This is a genomic window from Ottowia sp. SB7-C50 (genome assembly GCF_033110285.1).
In the GTDB taxonomy this organism is placed as follows: Bacteria; Pseudomonadota; Gammaproteobacteria; order Burkholderiales; family Burkholderiaceae_C; genus Ottowia.
On record NZ_CP136995.1, the window covers coordinates 1,072,878 to 1,088,582 of the forward strand.

Sequence of the window (15,705 nt, forward strand, 5' to 3'; positions counted from 1 at the left end):
TTGGTGCCGCGCCAGGCCGCGCAAGTTCCCGCGCCGGCCCGGTGGGTGTCCCGCCGTCCGTCAGCCGCCGGGCTTAGCGGGCGGGGTCATCATGCCCCGCAGGGTGTCGATGCGGGGCGCCAGCCGCGCCGCCGCGCCGCCGTCGGCCTGGCGCGCGCGCTGGTAGGCGTCGGCCGCCTGGCGCACGCGCAGATCGCCCAGGTTTTCCAGCGCCGTGGCGTAGGCGGGGTTGATGCGGAGCGCGGCCTGCAGCGCTTCGTCGGCCCGGTCGAGCTGGCCGCGGCCGGCGTACAGCACGGCCAGGTTGTTCCACGGCTCGGGCAGCTCGGGGTAGTCGCGGGTGAGTTGCACCAGCAGTTCCTCGGCATCGGCCGTGCGGCCAGCGGCCGACAGCAGCCCGGCCTTGACGAAGCGCATCTGCGGGTCGCGCGGGTTGGCGGCGATGTAGCGGTCGGCGCGCGCCAGTGCTTCGGTGCCCTGGCCGGTGCGCTGCAGGCGCTGCACTTCGGTGTATTCGTCGGCCAGCGCAGCGGCACCTGCCAAGGCCAGCACGCCCGCCAGGCAAACGCGGCGCAAAAGGGTCGGCAAGGGTGGGGGGCGCAGGGTCATGTGAAGTCGATCCATGAGAGGGGAGTCCGGGGCGGGCAATGCCGCCGGGCGCTGGCCGGATCGCAGGGCGCGTCTTATACTGCGGGCATTGTAGCCAAGCAGGCCGAACGCACGGATTCCTGGAGGGGAGCGTCGTTCCGCACCGCGGCGCTGCCGGCGCCGCCCGAGGTTTTCGTGGCCGGATGGCGAAAGCGACGCTCGATATCCATCCGTTTCGACCTTCTCAGGCCGTTCCCCGGCACCCCCTTTTTCGCCTTTTTCGATGACGCTGCGCATCTACAACACGCTGACGCGTGCGCTGGAAGATTTTTCGCCCCTGGAGCCCGGCCACGTGCGCATGTACGTGTGCGGCATCACGGTGTACGACCTGTGCCACATCGGCCACGCGCGCTCGGCCGTGGCGTTTGACGTGGCGCAGCGCTGGCTGCGCGAAATCGGGTACGACGTCACCTTCGTGCGCAACATCACCGACATCGAGGACAAGATCATCCGCCGCGCGCTGGACAACGGCGAAACCATCCGCCAGCTGACGGACCGCATGATCGCCGAGATGTACCGCGACTTCGACGCGCTGGGCGTGCAGCGCCCTACGCACGACCCGCGCGCCACCGACTACGTGCCGCAGATGCTCGACATCGTGCGCAAGCTGCAGCACAAGGGCCTGGCCTATCAGGCCGCCAACGGCGACGTGAACTACGCGGTGCGCCGGTTTGCCGGCTACGGCAAGCTGTCGGGCAAATCGCTGGACGAGCTGCAGGCCGGCGAGCGCGTGGCCGTGAGCGACGGCAAGCAGGACCCGCTGGACTTCGTGCTGTGGAAATCCGCCAAGCCGACCGAGCCCGAAGGCGCCAAGTGGGACAGCGCCTATGGCCTGGGCCGCCCGGGCTGGCACATCGAATGCTCGGCCATGAGCTGCGCGTTGCTGGGCGACACCTTCGACATCCACGGCGGCGGGGCTGACCTGACCTTCCCGCACCACGAAAACGAAATCGCCCAGAGCGAGGGCGCCAACGGCGTGCCGCTGGCCAGTGTGTGGATGCACAACGGCTTCGTCAACATCGACAACGAGAAGATGTCCAAGAGCCTGGGCAACTTCTTCACCATCCGCGAAGTGCTGCAGCAGTTCGACGCCGAGACGATCCGCTTCTTCATCGTGCGCAGCCACTACCGCAGCCCGCTGAACTACAGCGACGTGCACCTGCAGGACGCGCGCGCGGCGCTGAAGCGGCTGTACACGGCGCTGGACGCCGTGCCAGCGGCCGACGTGGTCATCGACTGGTCCAACCCGTACGCCGCGCGCTTCAAGGCCGCGATGGACGAAGACTTCGGCACGCCCGAGGCGGTGGCCGTGCTGTTCGACCTGGCGGGCGAGGTCAACCGCTCGCGCCGGGCCGACGATGCCGGGCTGCTGAAGGCGCTGGGCGGCGTGCTGGGTCTGCTGCAAGGCGATGCCAAGGCCTTCCTGCGCGCCGGCAGCACCCTGGATGAAGCGGCCATTCAGGCGCAGATCGACGCCCGCGCCGCGGCCAAGAAGGCCAAGGACTTTGGCGAAGCCGACCGCATCCGCGCCGAACTGCTGGCAGCGGGCATTGTGCTCAAGGATTCGCCCACGGGCACCACGTGGGAGGCGGCGTCATGATGCAGTTCATGAATGATTTTGGCCGCCAGCGCTTGCGGATATTGCGATGAGCGCTACAAAAACAAAAGCACCATCGGTGACGACGCCGTCTTACTGGAGCGACGCGTGCGCGCACCTCACCCAGCATGACCGGGTGATGAAGCGCCTGATTCCGCGCTTCGGCAGCGCCTGCCTGGAGTCGCGCGGCGACGCTTTCATGACGCTGGCGCGTTCCATCGTCGGGCAGCAGATTTCGGTCAAGGCCGCGCAGTCGGTGTGGAACAAGTTCGAGGCGCTGCCCAAGCGCATGACGCCCGACTACGTGCTGAAGCTGAAGGTGGACGCCATGCGCGGCGCGGGCCTGTCGGCGCGCAAGGTCGAATACCTGGTGGACCTGGCGCTGCACTTCGACAGCGGGCGCATCCACGTCGAGCAGTGGCACGACATGGACGACGAGGCCATCATCGCCGAGCTGGTCGCCATCCGCGGTATCGGCCGCTGGACGGCCGAGATGTTCCTGATGTTCCACCTGCTGCGGCCCGACGTGCTGCCGCTGGACGATGCGGGGCTGATCAAGGGCATCAGCGTCAACTACTTCTCGGGCGAGCCGGTCAGCCGCAGCGAGGCGCGCGAGGTGGCCGAAGGCTGGGCGCCCTGGCGCAGCGTGGCCACGTGGTACATGTGGCGGTCCTTGGAACCCACACCCGTGGCGTATTGATCCCCCCTGAGTCGCGCTGCGCGCGCCATCCCCCGGGGGACAACGCTGGCGGCCAGGGGAACCCCGGCCACGGCGTTCCCGCATGGCCTGCGCCGCGGCCACAGGAGGGCTGGCTTGCTGCGCAGCCCGCCCTCGACCAGCACATCCGGTAACATCGCCTCGTTTTCGTTTCAAGGAGCCCATGTTGGCCAAACGGACCTTTCTTGACTTCGAGCAGCCGATAGCGGAGCTGGAGCACAAGATAGAAGAATTGCGCTACGTGCAGAACGAGAGCGCGGTCGACATCAGCGAAGAGATCGACCAGCTCGACAAGAAGAGCCTGCAGCTCACCAAGGACATCTATTCCGACCTGACGCCGTGGCAGATCACCAAGATCGCACGCCACCCGGAACGTCCTTACACGCTGGATTACGTGCGCGACTGCTTCACCGACTTCGTCGAGATGCATGGCGACCGCCACTTTGCCGACGACCAGAGCATCGTGGGTGGCCTGGCGCGCTTCAACGGCAACGCCTGCATGGTCATCGGCCACCAGAAGGGCCGCGACACCAAGGAGCGCACCGCGCGCAACTTCGGCATGGTGCGGCCCGAGGGCTACCGCAAGGCGCTGCGGCTGATGAAGACGGCCGAGAAGTTCAAGCTGCCGGTGTTTACCTTTGTCGACACGCCGGGCGCCTTTCCGGGCATCGACGCCGAGGAGCGCGGGCAGTCCGAGGCCATCGGCCGCAACATCTACGAGATGGCGCAGCTTGAAGTGCCGATCATCGCCACCATCATCGGCGAGGGCGGCTCCGGCGGCGCGCTGGCGATTGCGGTGGCCGACCAGGTGCTGATGCTGCAGTATTCGATCTATTCGGTGATCAGCCCCGAAGGCTGCGCGTCGATTTTGTGGAAGACCAGCGACAAGGCGCAGGACGCGGCGGAGGCGCTGGGCGTGACGGCGCACCGGCTGAAGGCGCTGGGGCTGGTCGACAAGATCGTGAGCGAGCCCGTGGGCGGCGCGCACCGCGACCATCGCCAGATGTCGGCCTTTCTGAAGCGCGCGCTGGGCGACGCCTGGCGCCAGGTCAGCGACCTGAAGGTGAAGGAACTGCTGGACCGCCGCTACGAACGGCTGATGAGCTACGGGCGCTTCAACGACACGAAGGATCGTTGACGGGCCGGCGCTGCCGCTGCATCAAAAAACAAAAGGGGCCGCGCGGCCCCTTTTTGCTGTGCGCCGGTCGGCGCGGGTCAGGGGCGGATGGGGCGCACGCGCGCCTCAACCTTGCTGCGCAGCGCGCTCATCAGGTCGGGCGGCAAAAACTTGAAAGCCACTTGCAGCAGCAGGTAGGCGATCAGGCCGTCGTCCAGCCAGCCCAGCACCGGGATGAAGTCGGACACCAGGTCGATCGGGCTGACCACGTAGGCAACGGCCAGCAGCGTGGCAATCTTGGCCGCAGCGGGCGCGCGCGGGTCGCGCAGCAGGCTCCATGCCAGCAGCAGTTCCTTGCGGAACATCGTGAAAAGCCGGCCCAGTTTCCACATGGTGTTACCTCCGTCGAGATCCGTCACAGAACAAAGCGCTCGCCACGCGACCGCATGCGCCTAAGAACGTGGGGCCGCGCCGCCGGATGACAAGGGGGCGCACAAAATCTCGCCAGATCGGCCGATTACCATGCGTGACGCATGTCCGATCATCCTTTTGCGCCTGCCGACGACACCCCCGCCTTGCTGGACGCGGCGATGGACGCCTTCGCCGCCGAATCGCCCGCCTTGCCGCTGGCGGTGGCATTCAGCGGCGGCGCGGATTCGACCGCGTTGCTGCTGGCTTGCGCCGCGCGCTGGCCGGGGCAGGTCCACGCCTGGCACGTGCACCACGGGCTGCAGGCGGCGGCCGACGATTTTGAGCGCCATTGCGTGGCGCTGTGCGCGCGGCTGGGCGTGCCGCTGCAGGTGCGCCGCGTGGACGCGCGCCCGCTGGCCGGCCAGAGCCCGGAAGATGCGGCGCGGCGCCACCGCTATGCGGCTTTTGACGGTCTGGCGCTTGCCAGTACTGCGGATGATGCTATTAAAACAGTAGTCATCGCCCAGCATGCGGACGACCAGGTCGAAACCATCCTGCTGGCCTTGTCGCGCGGCGCCGGGCTGCCGGGACTGGCGGCAATGCCCGCGCGCTGGCAGCGCGGCGAGACGGCTTACGTGCGGCCGCTGCTCGCCGTGCCCGGTGGCGCCATCCGGGCCTGGCTGCGCCTGCGCGGCGAGGCGTGGGTGGAAGACCCGACGAACAATGAGTGGCGGCATCCGCGCAATCGCATCCGGGCCGGACTGCTGCCGGCGCTGCAGCGGGCGTTTCCGGCGTATCGCACCACCTTTGCGCGCAGCGCGGCGCATGCGGCCGAGGCCCAGCGGCTCCTGAACGAAGTCGCGGCGCAAGACCTGGCCGCCGCGGGCTGTCCGCCGCGCCTGGCGGTGCTGCAGGCGCTTTCGGCGCCGCGGCGCGCCAACGTGTTGCGCCATTGGCTGGCGGCTGTCCATGGGCAGACAGCCAGCGCAGCCCAGCTGGCCGAACTGCAATCGCAAGTCATGGCAGCGCGCACGCGCGGCCACCGCATCCAGCTCAAGGTGGGCAGCGGCCACGTGCAGCGGCGCGGCGATTCGCTGTACTGGCAGGCGGGCAATCCGCCGCCCACGGATACCGCCCCACCCACACGCTAAAATACGCGGTTTGCCGGCTGCGCGCGCCCCATGGCGTGTGAAGGCCGCGCGCTTCGTTTTTTGCAACTTCGGAATGCCATGGCATTGATCGTTCACAAATACGGCGGCACGTCGATGGGCTCGACCGAGCGCATCGGGCAGGTCGCCAAGCGCGTGGCCAAATGGGCGCGCGCCGGCCACAAGATGGTGGTGGTGCCCAGCGCCATGAGCGGCGAAACCAACCGCCTGCTGGGGCTGGCCAAGGAGCTGGCGCCCGGCAAGCTCACGCCGGAATACCTGCGCGAGCAGGACATGCTGGCCGCCACGGGCGAGCAGGCGTCGTCGGCGCTGCTGGCCATTGCGCTGCAGGCCGAGGGCCAGCCCGCGGTCAGCTACGCCGGCTGGCAGGTGCCCATCCGCACCAGCAACTCCTACACCAAGGCGCGCATCGACAGCATCGACGACAAGAAGGTGCGTGCCGACCTGGACGCAGGCAAGGTGGTCATCATCACCGGCTTCCAGGGAGTGGACGAAGGCGGCAACATCACCACGCTGGGCCGTGGTGGCTCCGACACCTCGGCCGTGGCCGTGGCGGCGGCGCTCAAGGCCGACGAGGCGCTGATCTTCACCGACGTCGATGGCGTCTACACCACCGACCCGCGCATCGTGCCCGAGGCGCGCCGCCTGGGCACCATCAGCTTCGAGGAAATGCTGGAAATGGCCAGCCTGGGCAGCAAGGTGCTGCAGATCCGCTCGGTTGAATTCGCCGGCAAGTACAAGGTGCCCATGCGCGTGCTGTCCAGCTTCACGCCCTGGGACATCGACCTGACAGAAGAAGCCAAATCCGGCACCCTGATCACTTTCGAGGAAGACGAACAAATGGAACAAGCCGTCGTTTCCGGCATTGCCTTCAACCGCGACGAAGCCAAGATCTCCGTGCTGGGCGTGCCCGACAAGCCTGGCATCGCCTACCAGATCCTCGGCGCCGTGGCCGACGCGAATGTCGAGGTCGATGTCATCATCCAGAACATCAGCCAGGGCGGAAAGACGGACTTCTCCTTCACCGTCAACCACAACGACTTCGCCAAGACGCTGGACCTGCTGCGCGACAAGGTGGTGCCCGCGCTGGGCGCCGCAGAGGTCGTGGGCGACCCGCGCATCTGCAAGGTCAGCATCGTCGGCATCGGCATGCGCAGCCACGTGGGCGTGGCCGCCAAGATGTTCCGCGTGCTGAGCGAGGAAGGCATCAACATCCAGATGATCTCCACCAGCGAGATCAAGACCTCCGTCGTCATTGACGAGAAATACATGGAACTGGCCGTCAAGGCGCTGCACCGCGCTTTTGACCTCGACCAGCCCGCAGCGGCCTGACAGCCCGCTATAATCTCTGTTCTTCGCTGGAAACGTGACCGAGTGGCCGAAGGTGCTCCCCTGCTAAGGGAGTATGGGGTGTAGAGCCTCATCGAGGGTTCGAATCCCTCCGTTTCCGCCAGATGCAAAAAAGCCCCGCTCTGCGGGGCTTTTCTTTTTTGGCGGAAGAGGTGAGATTCGAACTCACGGACCCTTGCGGGTCGCCGGTTTTCAAGACCGGTGCAATCGACCACTCTGCCACTCTTCCTGGGTCGGTGCGGACGATTTTATCGTCACACGCGCGCCGCTGTTCAAAAAGAAACCCGCTCGAAGGCGGGTTGTAATTGCGGTCAGCGCCGAATCACTTCAGCTTGACTTCCTTGTACTCGACATGCTTGCGAGCCTTGGGGTCGAACTTCATGATCGACATCTTTTCGGGCATGGTCTTCTTGTTCTTGCTGGTGGTGTAGAAGTGACCGGTGCCGGCCGTGGATTCCAGCTTGATTTTTTCGCGTCCGCCTTTGGTGGCCATGATGTTGCTCCTTTAGCGTGTGGGTTCAGGCTTGGCCGCGGGCACGCATGTCGGCGAGCACGGCGTCGATGCCATTTTTGTCGATCAGGCGCAGCGCGGCGCTGGAAACACGCAGGCGCACCCAGCGGTTTTCGCTCTCGACCCAGAAACGGCGGTATTGCAGGTTCGGCAGGAACCGGCGCTTGGTTTTGTTGTTGGCGTGGGAAACATTGTTGCCCACCATCGGGCCTTTGCCCGTGACTTCGCACACGCGTGCCATGTTGGATGACTCCAGTCGTACAGCCTTGGCTGGCGCCGTTCAAAGATAAACGACTCGCCTTCGGCCTCACCTCGCCAAGAAAGGGGTGGCGGTAGCCCCATCCAATGCAGCATGGCCGCAATCGGAAAAGCCTTCAATTATAACGTGACGGCGCAGCTTGTCCACAGCCGCATCCCCTCAGAAGGCCGCGGAGCAGGCCATGCCAGCGAACGCCGTGCCCGGACCTGTGCCGGGCAGGGGCGTTGTTCCCCTCGCGCAGCAGAGGGGGAAGCGCCATCAGGCGCTCAGGGGGGTGCCTTCCAAATACCGTTGCGCATCCAGCGCAGCCATGCAGCCCGTACCCGCGCTGGTAATGGCCTGGCGGTAGACGTGGTCCTGCACGTCGCCGGCCGCAAAGACGCCCGGCACGCTGGTCTGGGTGGCGAAGCCTTGCAGGCCGCCTTGCGTCTTGATGTAGCCGCCCTCCATGTCCAGCTGGCCGTTGAAAATCTCGGAATTGGGCGAGTGGCCGATGGCGATGAAGCAGCCTTGCAGCGCGATGTCTTCGGTGGCGCCACTGTCGACGTGGCGGATGCGGATGCCGGTGACGCCGCTGTCGTCGCCCAGCACTTCGTCCAGCACATGGAAGGTCTTCAGCTCGATCTTGCCGGCGGCGACTTTGTCCATCAGCTTGTCGATCAGGATCGGCTCGGCGCGGAACTTGTCGCGGCGGTGCACCAGCGTGACCTTGCGCGCAATGTTGGAAAGATACAACGCTTCTTCAACCGCGGTGTTGCCGCCGCCGATGACGCACACATCCTGGTCACGGTAGAAAAAACCATCGCAGGTGGCGCAGGCCGACACGCCGCGGCCCATGAAGGCCTGTTCGGACGGCAGCCCCAGGTATTTGGCCGACGCGCCGGTGGCAATGACCAGGCTGTCGCAGGTGTATTCGCCGCTGTCGCCGGTCAGCCGGAAGGGTCGGGCGGACAGGTCGGCCTTCTGGACGTGGTCGAACACGATCTCGGTCTTGAAGCGCTCGGCGTGCTGCTGAAAGCGCTGCATCAGGTCGGGGCCTTGCACGCCCTCGGCATCGGCGGGCCAGTTGTCGACGTCGGTGGTGGTCATCAGCTGGCCGCCTTGGGCCATGCCGGTGATGAGCAGGGGTTGCAGGTTGGCGCGGGCCGCATACACCGCGGCGGTGTAGCCGGCGGGGCCGGAGCCGAGGATGATGATCTTGGCGTGTCGGGTTGTCATTCTAGAACTCTTGGGATTTGGCGGAGGGCGCGCTACGATATATGAATAAGTGAGCCCATCGGCTCGCGGCGGGGTTCGCCGCCACGATGCCGGATTCTAAGAAGTCGACTGTCGGCATCACGACCGGGGTGTATTTCCATGACCATGCTGTCGAGTCTCGACCTGATCCGCCGCGTTCCGCTGTTTTCGATGTTGACCGACGCGCAGGCACTGGCGGTGTCGGACGCCGTGGTCAAGCGGCGGTTCAAGCGCGGCGAAGTCATTGTTGAGCAGGGCAAGAAGTCGAACGCGCTGTTCATTCTGCTGAACGGCCGGGCCCGCGTGCTGACGGCCGACAGCCGCGGCCGCGAGGTGATTCTGGCGGCGCTGCAGCCGGGCGACCATATCGGCGAGATGAGCCTGATCGACAACGAGCCGCATTCGGCCACCGTACGGGCCGATGTGCAGACCGACGTGCTGATGCTCGGCCGCATGGAATTTGCGCGCTGCCTGCCTGAGAACACCTCCATGGCCTACGCCATCATGCGTGGGCTGGTGCAGCGCCTGCGCCATGCCGACCGCAAGATCGAGTCGCTGGCACTGATGGACGTGTACGGCCGCGTGGCGCGCGCGCTGCTGGAGTTCACCGCCGAAGGCCCGCATGGCGAGCTGCTGATCCGCGAGAAGATTTCGCGCCAGGACATCGCCAAGATGGTGGGCGCCTCGCGCGAGATGGTCAGCCGCGTCATGAAGGACCTGGAAGAGCGCGGCTTTATCCAGACGCAGGACAACGGCACCATCCTGGTCAAGGAGCGGCTGATCGCGCTGAGCTGACGCGGCGCGGTGGCTTGCCGCGCGGCACAAAGACGGTGCGTCATGTCGTCGTGGCGAGTCCGCATGCGGTAAGCTCGCGGCGCTGTCTTTTTGTCCATGGCTTACCCCCTCAATACCTTCAATGACGCCCCCGCGGCGCCGGCCCCGCGCACGGGCCCGGGCAGGGTCACGCAAGAACTACTGCTGATCCTCGGCCTGGCGGCCCTCATCTTCGTGGTGATGGCGCTGGCCAGCTATTCGCCGCAGGACGCGGCCTGGTCCACCTCGGGCGCCGGTGGCGCGCCGCGCAACTGGGCCGGCAAGCTGGGGGCCTGGCTGGCCGATGTGTCGTATGTGCTGCTGGGTTTTTCTGCCTGGTGGTGCGTGGCCGTGGCCGCGCGCGCCTGGCTGGGCAGCGTGCGCCGCTGGCTCGACGGCGGCGCGACGGCCGCAACTGAAGGGGCAGGGCGCCCATGGTGGATGCGCCTGGCCGCCACGCGCTGGGCGTTCTGGCTGGGCCTGGCCCTGGTGCTGGCCGCCAGCACCGGGCTGGAATGGTCGCGCCTTTATCGCTGGGACGATGCCCTGCCCGGCACGGCCGGCGGCATCCTGGGCTACCTGGGCGGCCCGCTGGCGGTGAAATGGCTGGGCTTTACCGGCTCGGCGCTGTTCGGCATCGCGGTGCTGGTGTTCGGCGTGGCGCTGGTCTTTCGCTTTTCGTGGAGCAAACTGGCCGAGCGCATTGGCGCCGGCCTGTACGCACTGATCGAATCGCGCCGCGAGCGCCGCGAGATGGCGCAAGACCTGGCGCTGGGCAAGCAGGCCGCGCGCGAACGCGAAGAGGTGGTGCACCACGAGCGTGAGGTCGTTGAAGACCAGCACCCGACACCGGTGCTGATCGAGCCGGCCGTGGTCAGCGTGCCCAAGAGCGAGCGCGTGGCCAAGGAAAAGCAGAAGCCGCTGTTTGCCGAACTGCCCGACAGCAAGCTGCCGCAGGTCGACCTGCTGGATGGCGCGCCGGCGCACCAGGACTCGGTGGCGCCCGAGACGCTGGACATGACCAGCCGCCTGATCGAGAAGAAGTTGAAGGATTTCGGCGTCGAGGTGCGGGTGGTGGCCGCGGCGCCCGGCCCCGTCATCACGCGCTACGAGATCGAGCCGGCCACGGGCGTGAAGGGCTCGCAGGTGGTCAACCTGGCGAAGGACCTGGCGCGTTCGCTCAGCCTGGTGTCGATCCGCGTCATCGAAACCATTCCCGGCAAGAACTTCATGGCGCTGGAATTGCCCAACGCCAAGCGGCAGGCCATCAAGCTGTCCGAGATCCTGGGCTCGCAGGTCTATCACGATGCGCGGTCGCTGCTGACGGTGGGGCTGGGCAAGGACATCATCGGCAAGCCCGTGGTGGCCGACCTGGCCAAGATGCCCCACGTGATGGTGGCCGGCACCACCGGCTCGGGCAAGTCGGTCGGCATCAACGCCATGATCCTGTCGTTGCTGTACAAGGCCGAGCCGAAGGACGTGCGTCTGCTGATGATCGACCCCAAGATGCTGGAGATGTCGGTCTACGAAGGTATTCCGCATCTGCTGGCGCCCGTGGTCACCGACATGAAGCAGGCCGCCAACGGCCTGAACTGGTGCGTGGCCGAGATGGAGCGGCGCTACAAGTTGATGAGCAAGGCGGGCGTGCGCAACCTGGCCGGCTTCAACCAGAAGATCGACGAAGCCAAGGCGCGCGGCGAATTCATCTACAACCCCTTCAGCCTGACGCCCGAAGACCCCGAGCCGCTCGACCGCCTGCCCTACATCGTGGTGGTGATCGACGAGCTGGCCGACCTGATGATGGTGGTCGGCAAGAAGATCGAGGAACTCATCGCCCGCCTGGCGCAGAAGGCGCGCGCCGCCGGCATCCACCTGATCCTGGCCACGCAGCGGCCCAGCGTGGACGTGATCACGGGCCTGATCAAGGCCAACATCCCGACACGCATTTCGTTCCAGGTCAGCAGCAAGATCGACTCGCGCACCATCCTCGACCAGATGGGCGCCGAGGCGCTGCTGGGCATGGGCGACATGCTGTACATGCCCAGCGGCACCGGCTTTCCGCAGCGGGTGCACGGCGCCTTTGTCAGCGACGAAGAGGTGCACCGCGTGGTCGAATACCTCAAGGCCCAGGGCGAGCCCAACTACATCGAAGGGGTGCTCGAAGGCGGCACGGTGGAGGGTGAAGAGGGCGGTTTCGGCGACGGCGCCGACGGCGGCGGCGAGAAAGACGCGCTGTACGACCAGGCCGTCGAGGTGGTGCTGAAGCACCGCAAGGCCAGTATCTCGCTGGTGCAGCGCCACCTGAAGATCGGCTACAACCGCGCCGCGCGGCTGGTCGAGGACATGGAAAAGGCCGGTCTGGTCAGCGCCATGAGCTCCAGCGGCCAGCGCGACATCCTGGTGCCCGCGCGCGCCGAGTGAGCGGGCGCGCCCGCCTGTAGGCCGGCGCCGCGTCTTTGCCTTTCTTGACGCGAGCGATGCGAACCCCGGGCCAAAATCCCGGTCTTATGCACATGAGCAAGCATTTCAACCGATTCATCCGCCTGCGCAGCCTGGGCGCTGCCGCTTCTTTTTTGATAGCTGCCTGCGCTCTCCCCGCCTGGGCGGGAGGCCTGGATTCGCTGGAACAGTTCGTCAAGGGCACGCGCTCGGGCAAGGCCGCGTTCACGCAGGTGGTGACCGCGCCGGCCAAGGACGGGCAGGCCGCGCGCAGCAAGACGCAGAGCGGCACTTTTGAATTCCAGCGCCCGGGCAAATTCCGCTTTGCGTACAGCAAGCCGTTCGAGCAGACCATCGTCGCCGACGGCCGCACGCTGTGGCTGCACGACGTTGACCTGAACCAGGTGACGGCACGCCAGCAGGAGCAGGTGCTGGGCTCGACCCCGGCCGCCATCGTCGCCGCCGCGCCCGACTTGAAGGCGCTGGAAAAGGATTTCACCCTGACCGAAGAGCCGGACGCAGCCGGGCAGCAGTGGGTCAAGGCGGTGCCCAAGTCGCGCGACGGCCAGTTGCAGGCCATCCGCATCGGCTTCAAGCCCGGCGCCAAAGGTGCTGAACTGGGCACGCTGGAGATTCTGGACAGCTTCGGCCAGCGCTCGGTGCTGACGTTCAGCCAGTTCGAAGTCAACGCCGCCGTGCCGGCCAGCCACTTCCAGTTCACGCCACCCAAAGGGGCGGATGTGTTGCGCAACTGAGGCTTGGACATGAAAAGCGGCCGCAGCGCTTGCCCCATCGTCGCATGCCGCTATCGATAGCGTAGCATCGATGGGTGCCAGCGGCGCGCCCGCTCCGCGTTCATAGAATGCCGCCATGGCGCCACGTACCGCTCCTTCTGCCCGCCACGCGCCGCTGCATGTGCCGCTGGCCGAGCGGCTGCGGCCGCACACCCTGGGTGATGTGGTGGGCCAGCAGCACCTGCTGGGCGAGGGCATGCCGCTGCGCATCGCGTTTGAATCGGGGCAGCCGCACAGCTGCATCCTGTGGGGGCCGCCGGGCACGGGCAAGACCACCATCGCGCGGCTGATGGCCGACGCGTTCGACGCGCAGTTCATTCCCATCAGCGCCGTGCTGGGCGGCGTCAAGGACATCCGCGAAGCGGTCGAGCTGGCCGAGAAGGCACGCGATGGCCTGACGCCGCAGCCCACCATCGTGTTTGTCGACGAGGTGCACCGCTTCAACAAGAGCCAGCAGGATGCGTTTCTGCCGCACGTCGAAAGCGGGCTGTTCACCTTCATCGGCGCGACCACCGAGAACCCGTCGTTCGAGGTCAATTCGGCCCTGCTGTCGCGCGCGGCGGTGTACGTGCTGCAGTCGCTCGGCGATGAAGACCTGCGGCAGATTCTGGCCCGTGCGCAGGCGGAGAGCGCGTCGATAGCTATCGAAAACGAAGCGTCCGAGCGGCTGATCGCCTACGCCGACGGCGATGCGCGGCGGCTGCTGAACACGCTGGAAACGCTGTTCGTGTCGGCGCGGGCGGAAAAAATCGACACCATCACCGACGCCTGGCTGCTGAAGGTGCTGGGTGAGCGCCTGCGCCGCTACGACAAGGGCGGCGAGCAGTTCTACGACACCATCAGCGCGTTGCACAAGTCCGTGCGCGGCAGCGACCCGGACGCCGCGCTGTACTGGTTTGCGCGCATGCTCGACGGCGGCGCCGACCCGCGCTATCTGGCGCGCCGCATGATCCGCATGGCCAGTGAGGACATCGGCCTGGCCGACCCGCGCGCGCTGCGCCTGGCGCTGGACGCCGCCGACGTCTACGAACGTCTGGGCAGCCCCGAGGGCGAACTGGCGCTGGCCGAATGCGTGGTTTACCTGGCCGTGGCGCCCAAGAGCAACGCCGTCTACAAGGCCTTTGGCGCCGCCCGCGCGTTCGTCAAGCAGGACACCACGCGCCCGGTGCCGCTGCACCTGCGCAATGCACCGACGAAGCTGATGAAGCAGCTCGACTACGGCAAGGGCTACCGCTACGCCCACGACGAAGACGGCGCCTTCGCGGCGGGCGAGCGCTACCTGCCCGACGGCATGCCCGAGCAGCGCTTCTACCAGCCCGTGCCGCGCGGGCTGGAGATCCGCATTGGCGAAAAGCTGGCCGAGTTGCGGCAGCGCAACGTCCGGGCCAGCGGCGACGGCGACCAGTAGCGTCCATTGATCCCAGTGACCGGGTGACGACAGGCGCTCCATACGGCCTTGCGCCCTTTTCGGGCATGGACACCCCAAGGGAAAACCCCGGTGCAACAGTTTCAGGGCGCCCGCCCGCGCGCCGCTAGAATTTCGCCCACCAAACCCGCTCCAGACCACCTGGCGGGTTTTTTGCTAGGTGGCTGAACAGCGCCCAAAAGACGCTGCACAGGGTTCACCATAAACAAAGCCGCCCGTCGACCACGGACCCCGGCAGAGGAGAGTCTTGAATGGAAGTTTTGCTTCAGCAGATCATCAACGGTCTGGTGCTGGGCAGCATGTATGCCTTGATCGCCCTGGGCTACACCATGGTGTACGGCATCATCCAGTTGATCAACTTCGCGCACGGCGAAGTGCTCATGGTCGGGGCGCTCACCGCCTGGTCCATCATTGGGCTGATGCAGTCCAGCATGCCGGGCACGCCGGGCTGGATCATCCTGATCATTGCCATGCTGATCGCCTGCGTGGTGGCGGCCACGCTCAACTTCGTGATCGAAAAGGTGGCCTACAAGCCGCTGCGCAACAGCCCGCGCCTGGCGCCGCTGATCACCGCCATCGGCATGTCGATCCTGCTGCAGACGCTGGCCATGATCATCTGGAAGCCGAACTACAAGCCCTTCCCGACGCTGCTGCCCTCGCAGCCCTTCAATCTGGGCGGCGCCTTCATCACCTGGACGCAGATCATGATCCTGAGCGTGACGGCCGTGTCCCTCGCCGTGCTGATGTGGCTGGTGCACTACACGCGCATCGGCCGTGCCATGCGCGCCACGGCCGAGAACCCGCGCGTGGCCGGCCTGATGGGCGTCAAGCCCGACATGGTGATTTCGGCCACCTTCATCATTGGCGCCATCCTGGCGGCCATCGCCGGCGTCATGTACGCCAGCAACTACGGCACGGCGCAGCACACCATGGGCTTCCTGCCGGGGCTGAAGGCCTTCACGGCGGCGGTGTTCGGCGGCATCGGCAACCTGGGCGGCGCGGTGCTGGGCGGCGTGCTGCTGGGGTTGATCGAGGCCATCGGCTCAGGCTACATCGGTACCTTGACGGGCGGCCTGCTGGGCAGCCATTACACCGACATCTTCGCTTTCATCGTGCTGATCATTGTGCTGACGCTGCGTCCCTCCGGCTTGCTGGGTGAACGCGTCGCGGATAGAGCATGACCCCCCCTGAGTCGCTTCGCGCCTTCCCCCCCTTTG

15 protein-coding genes and 2 tRNA genes are annotated in these 15,705 nt (G+C 66.4%); 11 read left to right on the forward strand and 6 right to left on the reverse strand.

The window, feature by feature from the left end; genetic code table 11:
* Positions 1-60: 60 nt before the first annotated feature.
* Positions 61-609 (reverse strand): tetratricopeptide repeat protein, encoded by a 549-nt coding sequence (locus R0D99_RS05170; RefSeq protein ID WP_317750314.1) that lies wholly within the window; start codon positions 607-609, stop codon positions 61-63.
* 262 nt (positions 610-871) lie between these two features.
* Here R0D99_RS05170 and cysS point away from each other — a divergent pair, with 262 nt between their 5' ends.
* The 3 genes from cysS (at position 872) to R0D99_RS05185 (ending at position 4,101) form a co-directional block, all read left to right on the forward strand.
* Positions 872-2,248, forward strand: coding sequence for a cysteine--tRNA ligase (cysS, locus tag R0D99_RS05175; protein ID WP_317750315.1), 1,377 nt, complete (start codon positions 872-874; stop codon positions 2,246-2,248).
* A gap of 46 nt (positions 2,249-2,294) precedes the next feature.
* Positions 2,295-2,945, forward strand: coding sequence for a DNA-3-methyladenine glycosylase (locus R0D99_RS05180; RefSeq protein ID WP_317750316.1), 651 nt, complete (start codon positions 2,295-2,297; stop codon positions 2,943-2,945).
* A 184-nt stretch (positions 2,946-3,129) separates the two neighbouring features.
* Positions 3,130-4,101, forward strand: coding sequence for an acetyl-CoA carboxylase carboxyltransferase subunit alpha (locus R0D99_RS05185; protein WP_317751007.1), 972 nt, complete (start codon positions 3,130-3,132; stop codon positions 4,099-4,101).
* 77 nt (positions 4,102-4,178) lie between these two features.
* On the opposite strand, the gene R0D99_RS05190 is transcribed toward R0D99_RS05185, so the two are convergent.
* On the reverse strand, positions 4,179-4,472 hold the full coding sequence (locus R0D99_RS05190; RefSeq protein ID WP_317750317.1) for a YkvA family protein: 294 nt from the start codon (positions 4,470-4,472) through the stop codon (positions 4,179-4,181).
* Positions 4,473-4,613: 141 nt separating this feature from the next.
* Here R0D99_RS05190 and tilS point away from each other — a divergent pair, with 141 nt between their 5' ends.
* From tilS to R0D99_RS05205, 3 genes are all read left to right on the forward strand, one after another.
* A complete protein-coding gene (gene tilS, locus R0D99_RS05195) occupies positions 4,614-5,642 on the forward strand; it encodes a tRNA lysidine(34) synthetase TilS (protein ID WP_317750318.1) in 1,029 nt (342 codons plus the stop codon).
* A gap of 78 nt (positions 5,643-5,720) precedes the next feature.
* Positions 5,721-6,992, forward strand: a complete 1,272-nt coding sequence (locus R0D99_RS05200) for an aspartate kinase (RefSeq protein ID WP_317750319.1) — start codon at positions 5,721-5,723, stop codon at positions 6,990-6,992.
* 28 nt (positions 6,993-7,020) lie between these two features.
* Positions 7,021-7,113 (forward strand) — tRNA-Ser (locus R0D99_RS05205).
* Positions 7,114-7,151: 38 nt separating this feature from the next.
* Here R0D99_RS05205 and R0D99_RS05210 read toward each other — a convergent pair.
* The 4 genes from R0D99_RS05210 to trxB all read right to left on the reverse strand — a co-directional run bounded on the left by R0D99_RS05210 (position 7,152) and on the right by trxB (position 8,998).
* Positions 7,152-7,239, reverse strand: a tRNA-Ser gene (locus R0D99_RS05210).
* A 93-nt stretch (positions 7,240-7,332) separates the two neighbouring features.
* Positions 7,333-7,503 (reverse strand): 50S ribosomal protein L33, encoded by a 171-nt coding sequence (gene rpmG, locus R0D99_RS05215; RefSeq protein WP_124863365.1) that lies wholly within the window; start codon positions 7,501-7,503, stop codon positions 7,333-7,335.
* Between the two features lie 25 nt (positions 7,504-7,528).
* Complete coding sequence (gene rpmB, locus R0D99_RS05220; protein WP_028601562.1) at positions 7,529-7,762, reverse strand: 50S ribosomal protein L28; 234 nt, start codon at positions 7,760-7,762, stop codon at positions 7,529-7,531.
* 276 nt (positions 7,763-8,038) lie between these two features.
* Positions 8,039-8,998: a thioredoxin-disulfide reductase gene (trxB, locus tag R0D99_RS05225; RefSeq protein ID WP_317750322.1), complete on the reverse strand. Its 960-nt coding sequence runs from the start codon at positions 8,996-8,998 to the stop codon at positions 8,039-8,041.
* A 138-nt stretch (positions 8,999-9,136) separates the two neighbouring features.
* Between trxB and R0D99_RS05230 the strand changes: the two genes are divergently transcribed.
* The 5 genes from R0D99_RS05230 (at position 9,137) to R0D99_RS05250 (ending at position 15,669) form a co-directional block, all read left to right on the forward strand.
* Positions 9,137-9,811: a Crp/Fnr family transcriptional regulator gene (locus R0D99_RS05230; RefSeq protein ID WP_317750323.1), complete on the forward strand. Its 675-nt coding sequence runs from the start codon at positions 9,137-9,139 to the stop codon at positions 9,809-9,811.
* 96 nt (positions 9,812-9,907) lie between these two features.
* The gene (locus R0D99_RS05235; RefSeq protein ID WP_317750324.1) at positions 9,908-12,250 is read left to right on the forward strand and encodes a DNA translocase FtsK; all 2,343 of its coding nucleotides are present in this window, start codon (positions 9,908-9,910) and stop codon (positions 12,248-12,250) included.
* Positions 12,251-12,342: 92 nt separating this feature from the next.
* Positions 12,343-13,023, forward strand: coding sequence for an outer membrane lipoprotein chaperone LolA (gene lolA, locus R0D99_RS05240; protein ID WP_317750325.1), 681 nt, complete (start codon positions 12,343-12,345; stop codon positions 13,021-13,023).
* Between the two features lie 115 nt (positions 13,024-13,138).
* Entirely contained in the window at positions 13,139-14,470 is a 1,332-nt protein-coding gene (locus R0D99_RS05245; RefSeq protein WP_317750326.1) for a replication-associated recombination protein A, read from the forward strand.
* A gap of 269 nt (positions 14,471-14,739) precedes the next feature.
* The gene (locus tag R0D99_RS05250) at positions 14,740-15,669 is read left to right on the forward strand and encodes a branched-chain amino acid ABC transporter permease (protein ID WP_317750327.1); all 930 of its coding nucleotides are present in this window, start codon (positions 14,740-14,742) and stop codon (positions 15,667-15,669) included.
* Positions 15,670-15,705: the final 36 nt, after the last annotated feature.

Excerpts from the sequence above, each read along its gene's own strand:
- R0D99_RS05245 (WP_317750326.1), top strand. The coding sequence starts at position 13,139 with ATGGCGCCACGTACCGCTCCTTCTGCCCGCCACGCGCCGCTGCATGTG.
- R0D99_RS05190 (WP_317750317.1), bottom strand. The coding sequence starts at position 4,472 with ATGTGGAAACTGGGCCGGCTTTTCACGATGTTCCGCAAGGAACTGCTG.
- cysS (WP_317750315.1), top strand. The coding sequence starts at position 872 with ATGACGCTGCGCATCTACAACACGCTGACGCGTGCGCTGGAAGATTTT.
- tilS (WP_317750318.1), top strand. The coding sequence starts at position 4,614 with ATGTCCGATCATCCTTTTGCGCCTGCCGACGACACCCCCGCCTTGCTG.
- R0D99_RS05200 (WP_317750319.1), top strand. The coding sequence starts at position 5,721 with ATGGCATTGATCGTTCACAAATACGGCGGCACGTCGATGGGCTCGACC.
- R0D99_RS05235 (WP_317750324.1), top strand. The coding sequence starts at position 9,908 with ATGGCTTACCCCCTCAATACCTTCAATGACGCCCCCGCGGCGCCGGCC.
- rpmB (WP_028601562.1), bottom strand. The coding sequence starts at position 7,762 with ATGGCACGCGTGTGCGAAGTCACGGGCAAAGGCCCGATGGTGGGCAAC.
- lolA (WP_317750325.1), top strand. The coding sequence starts at position 12,343 with ATGAGCAAGCATTTCAACCGATTCATCCGCCTGCGCAGCCTGGGCGCT.
- R0D99_RS05250 (WP_317750327.1), top strand. The coding sequence starts at position 14,740 with ATGGAAGTTTTGCTTCAGCAGATCATCAACGGTCTGGTGCTGGGCAGC.
- R0D99_RS05170 (WP_317750314.1), bottom strand. The coding sequence starts at position 609 with ATGACCCTGCGCCCCCCACCCTTGCCGACCCTTTTGCGCCGCGTTTGC.
- R0D99_RS05230 (WP_317750323.1), top strand. The coding sequence starts at position 9,137 with ATGACCATGCTGTCGAGTCTCGACCTGATCCGCCGCGTTCCGCTGTTT.
- R0D99_RS05180 (WP_317750316.1), top strand. The coding sequence starts at position 2,295 with ATGAGCGCTACAAAAACAAAAGCACCATCGGTGACGACGCCGTCTTAC.
- rpmG (WP_124863365.1), bottom strand. The coding sequence starts at position 7,503 with ATGGCCACCAAAGGCGGACGCGAAAAAATCAAGCTGGAATCCACGGCC.
- trxB (WP_317750322.1), bottom strand. The coding sequence starts at position 8,998 with ATGACAACCCGACACGCCAAGATCATCATCCTCGGCTCCGGCCCCGCC.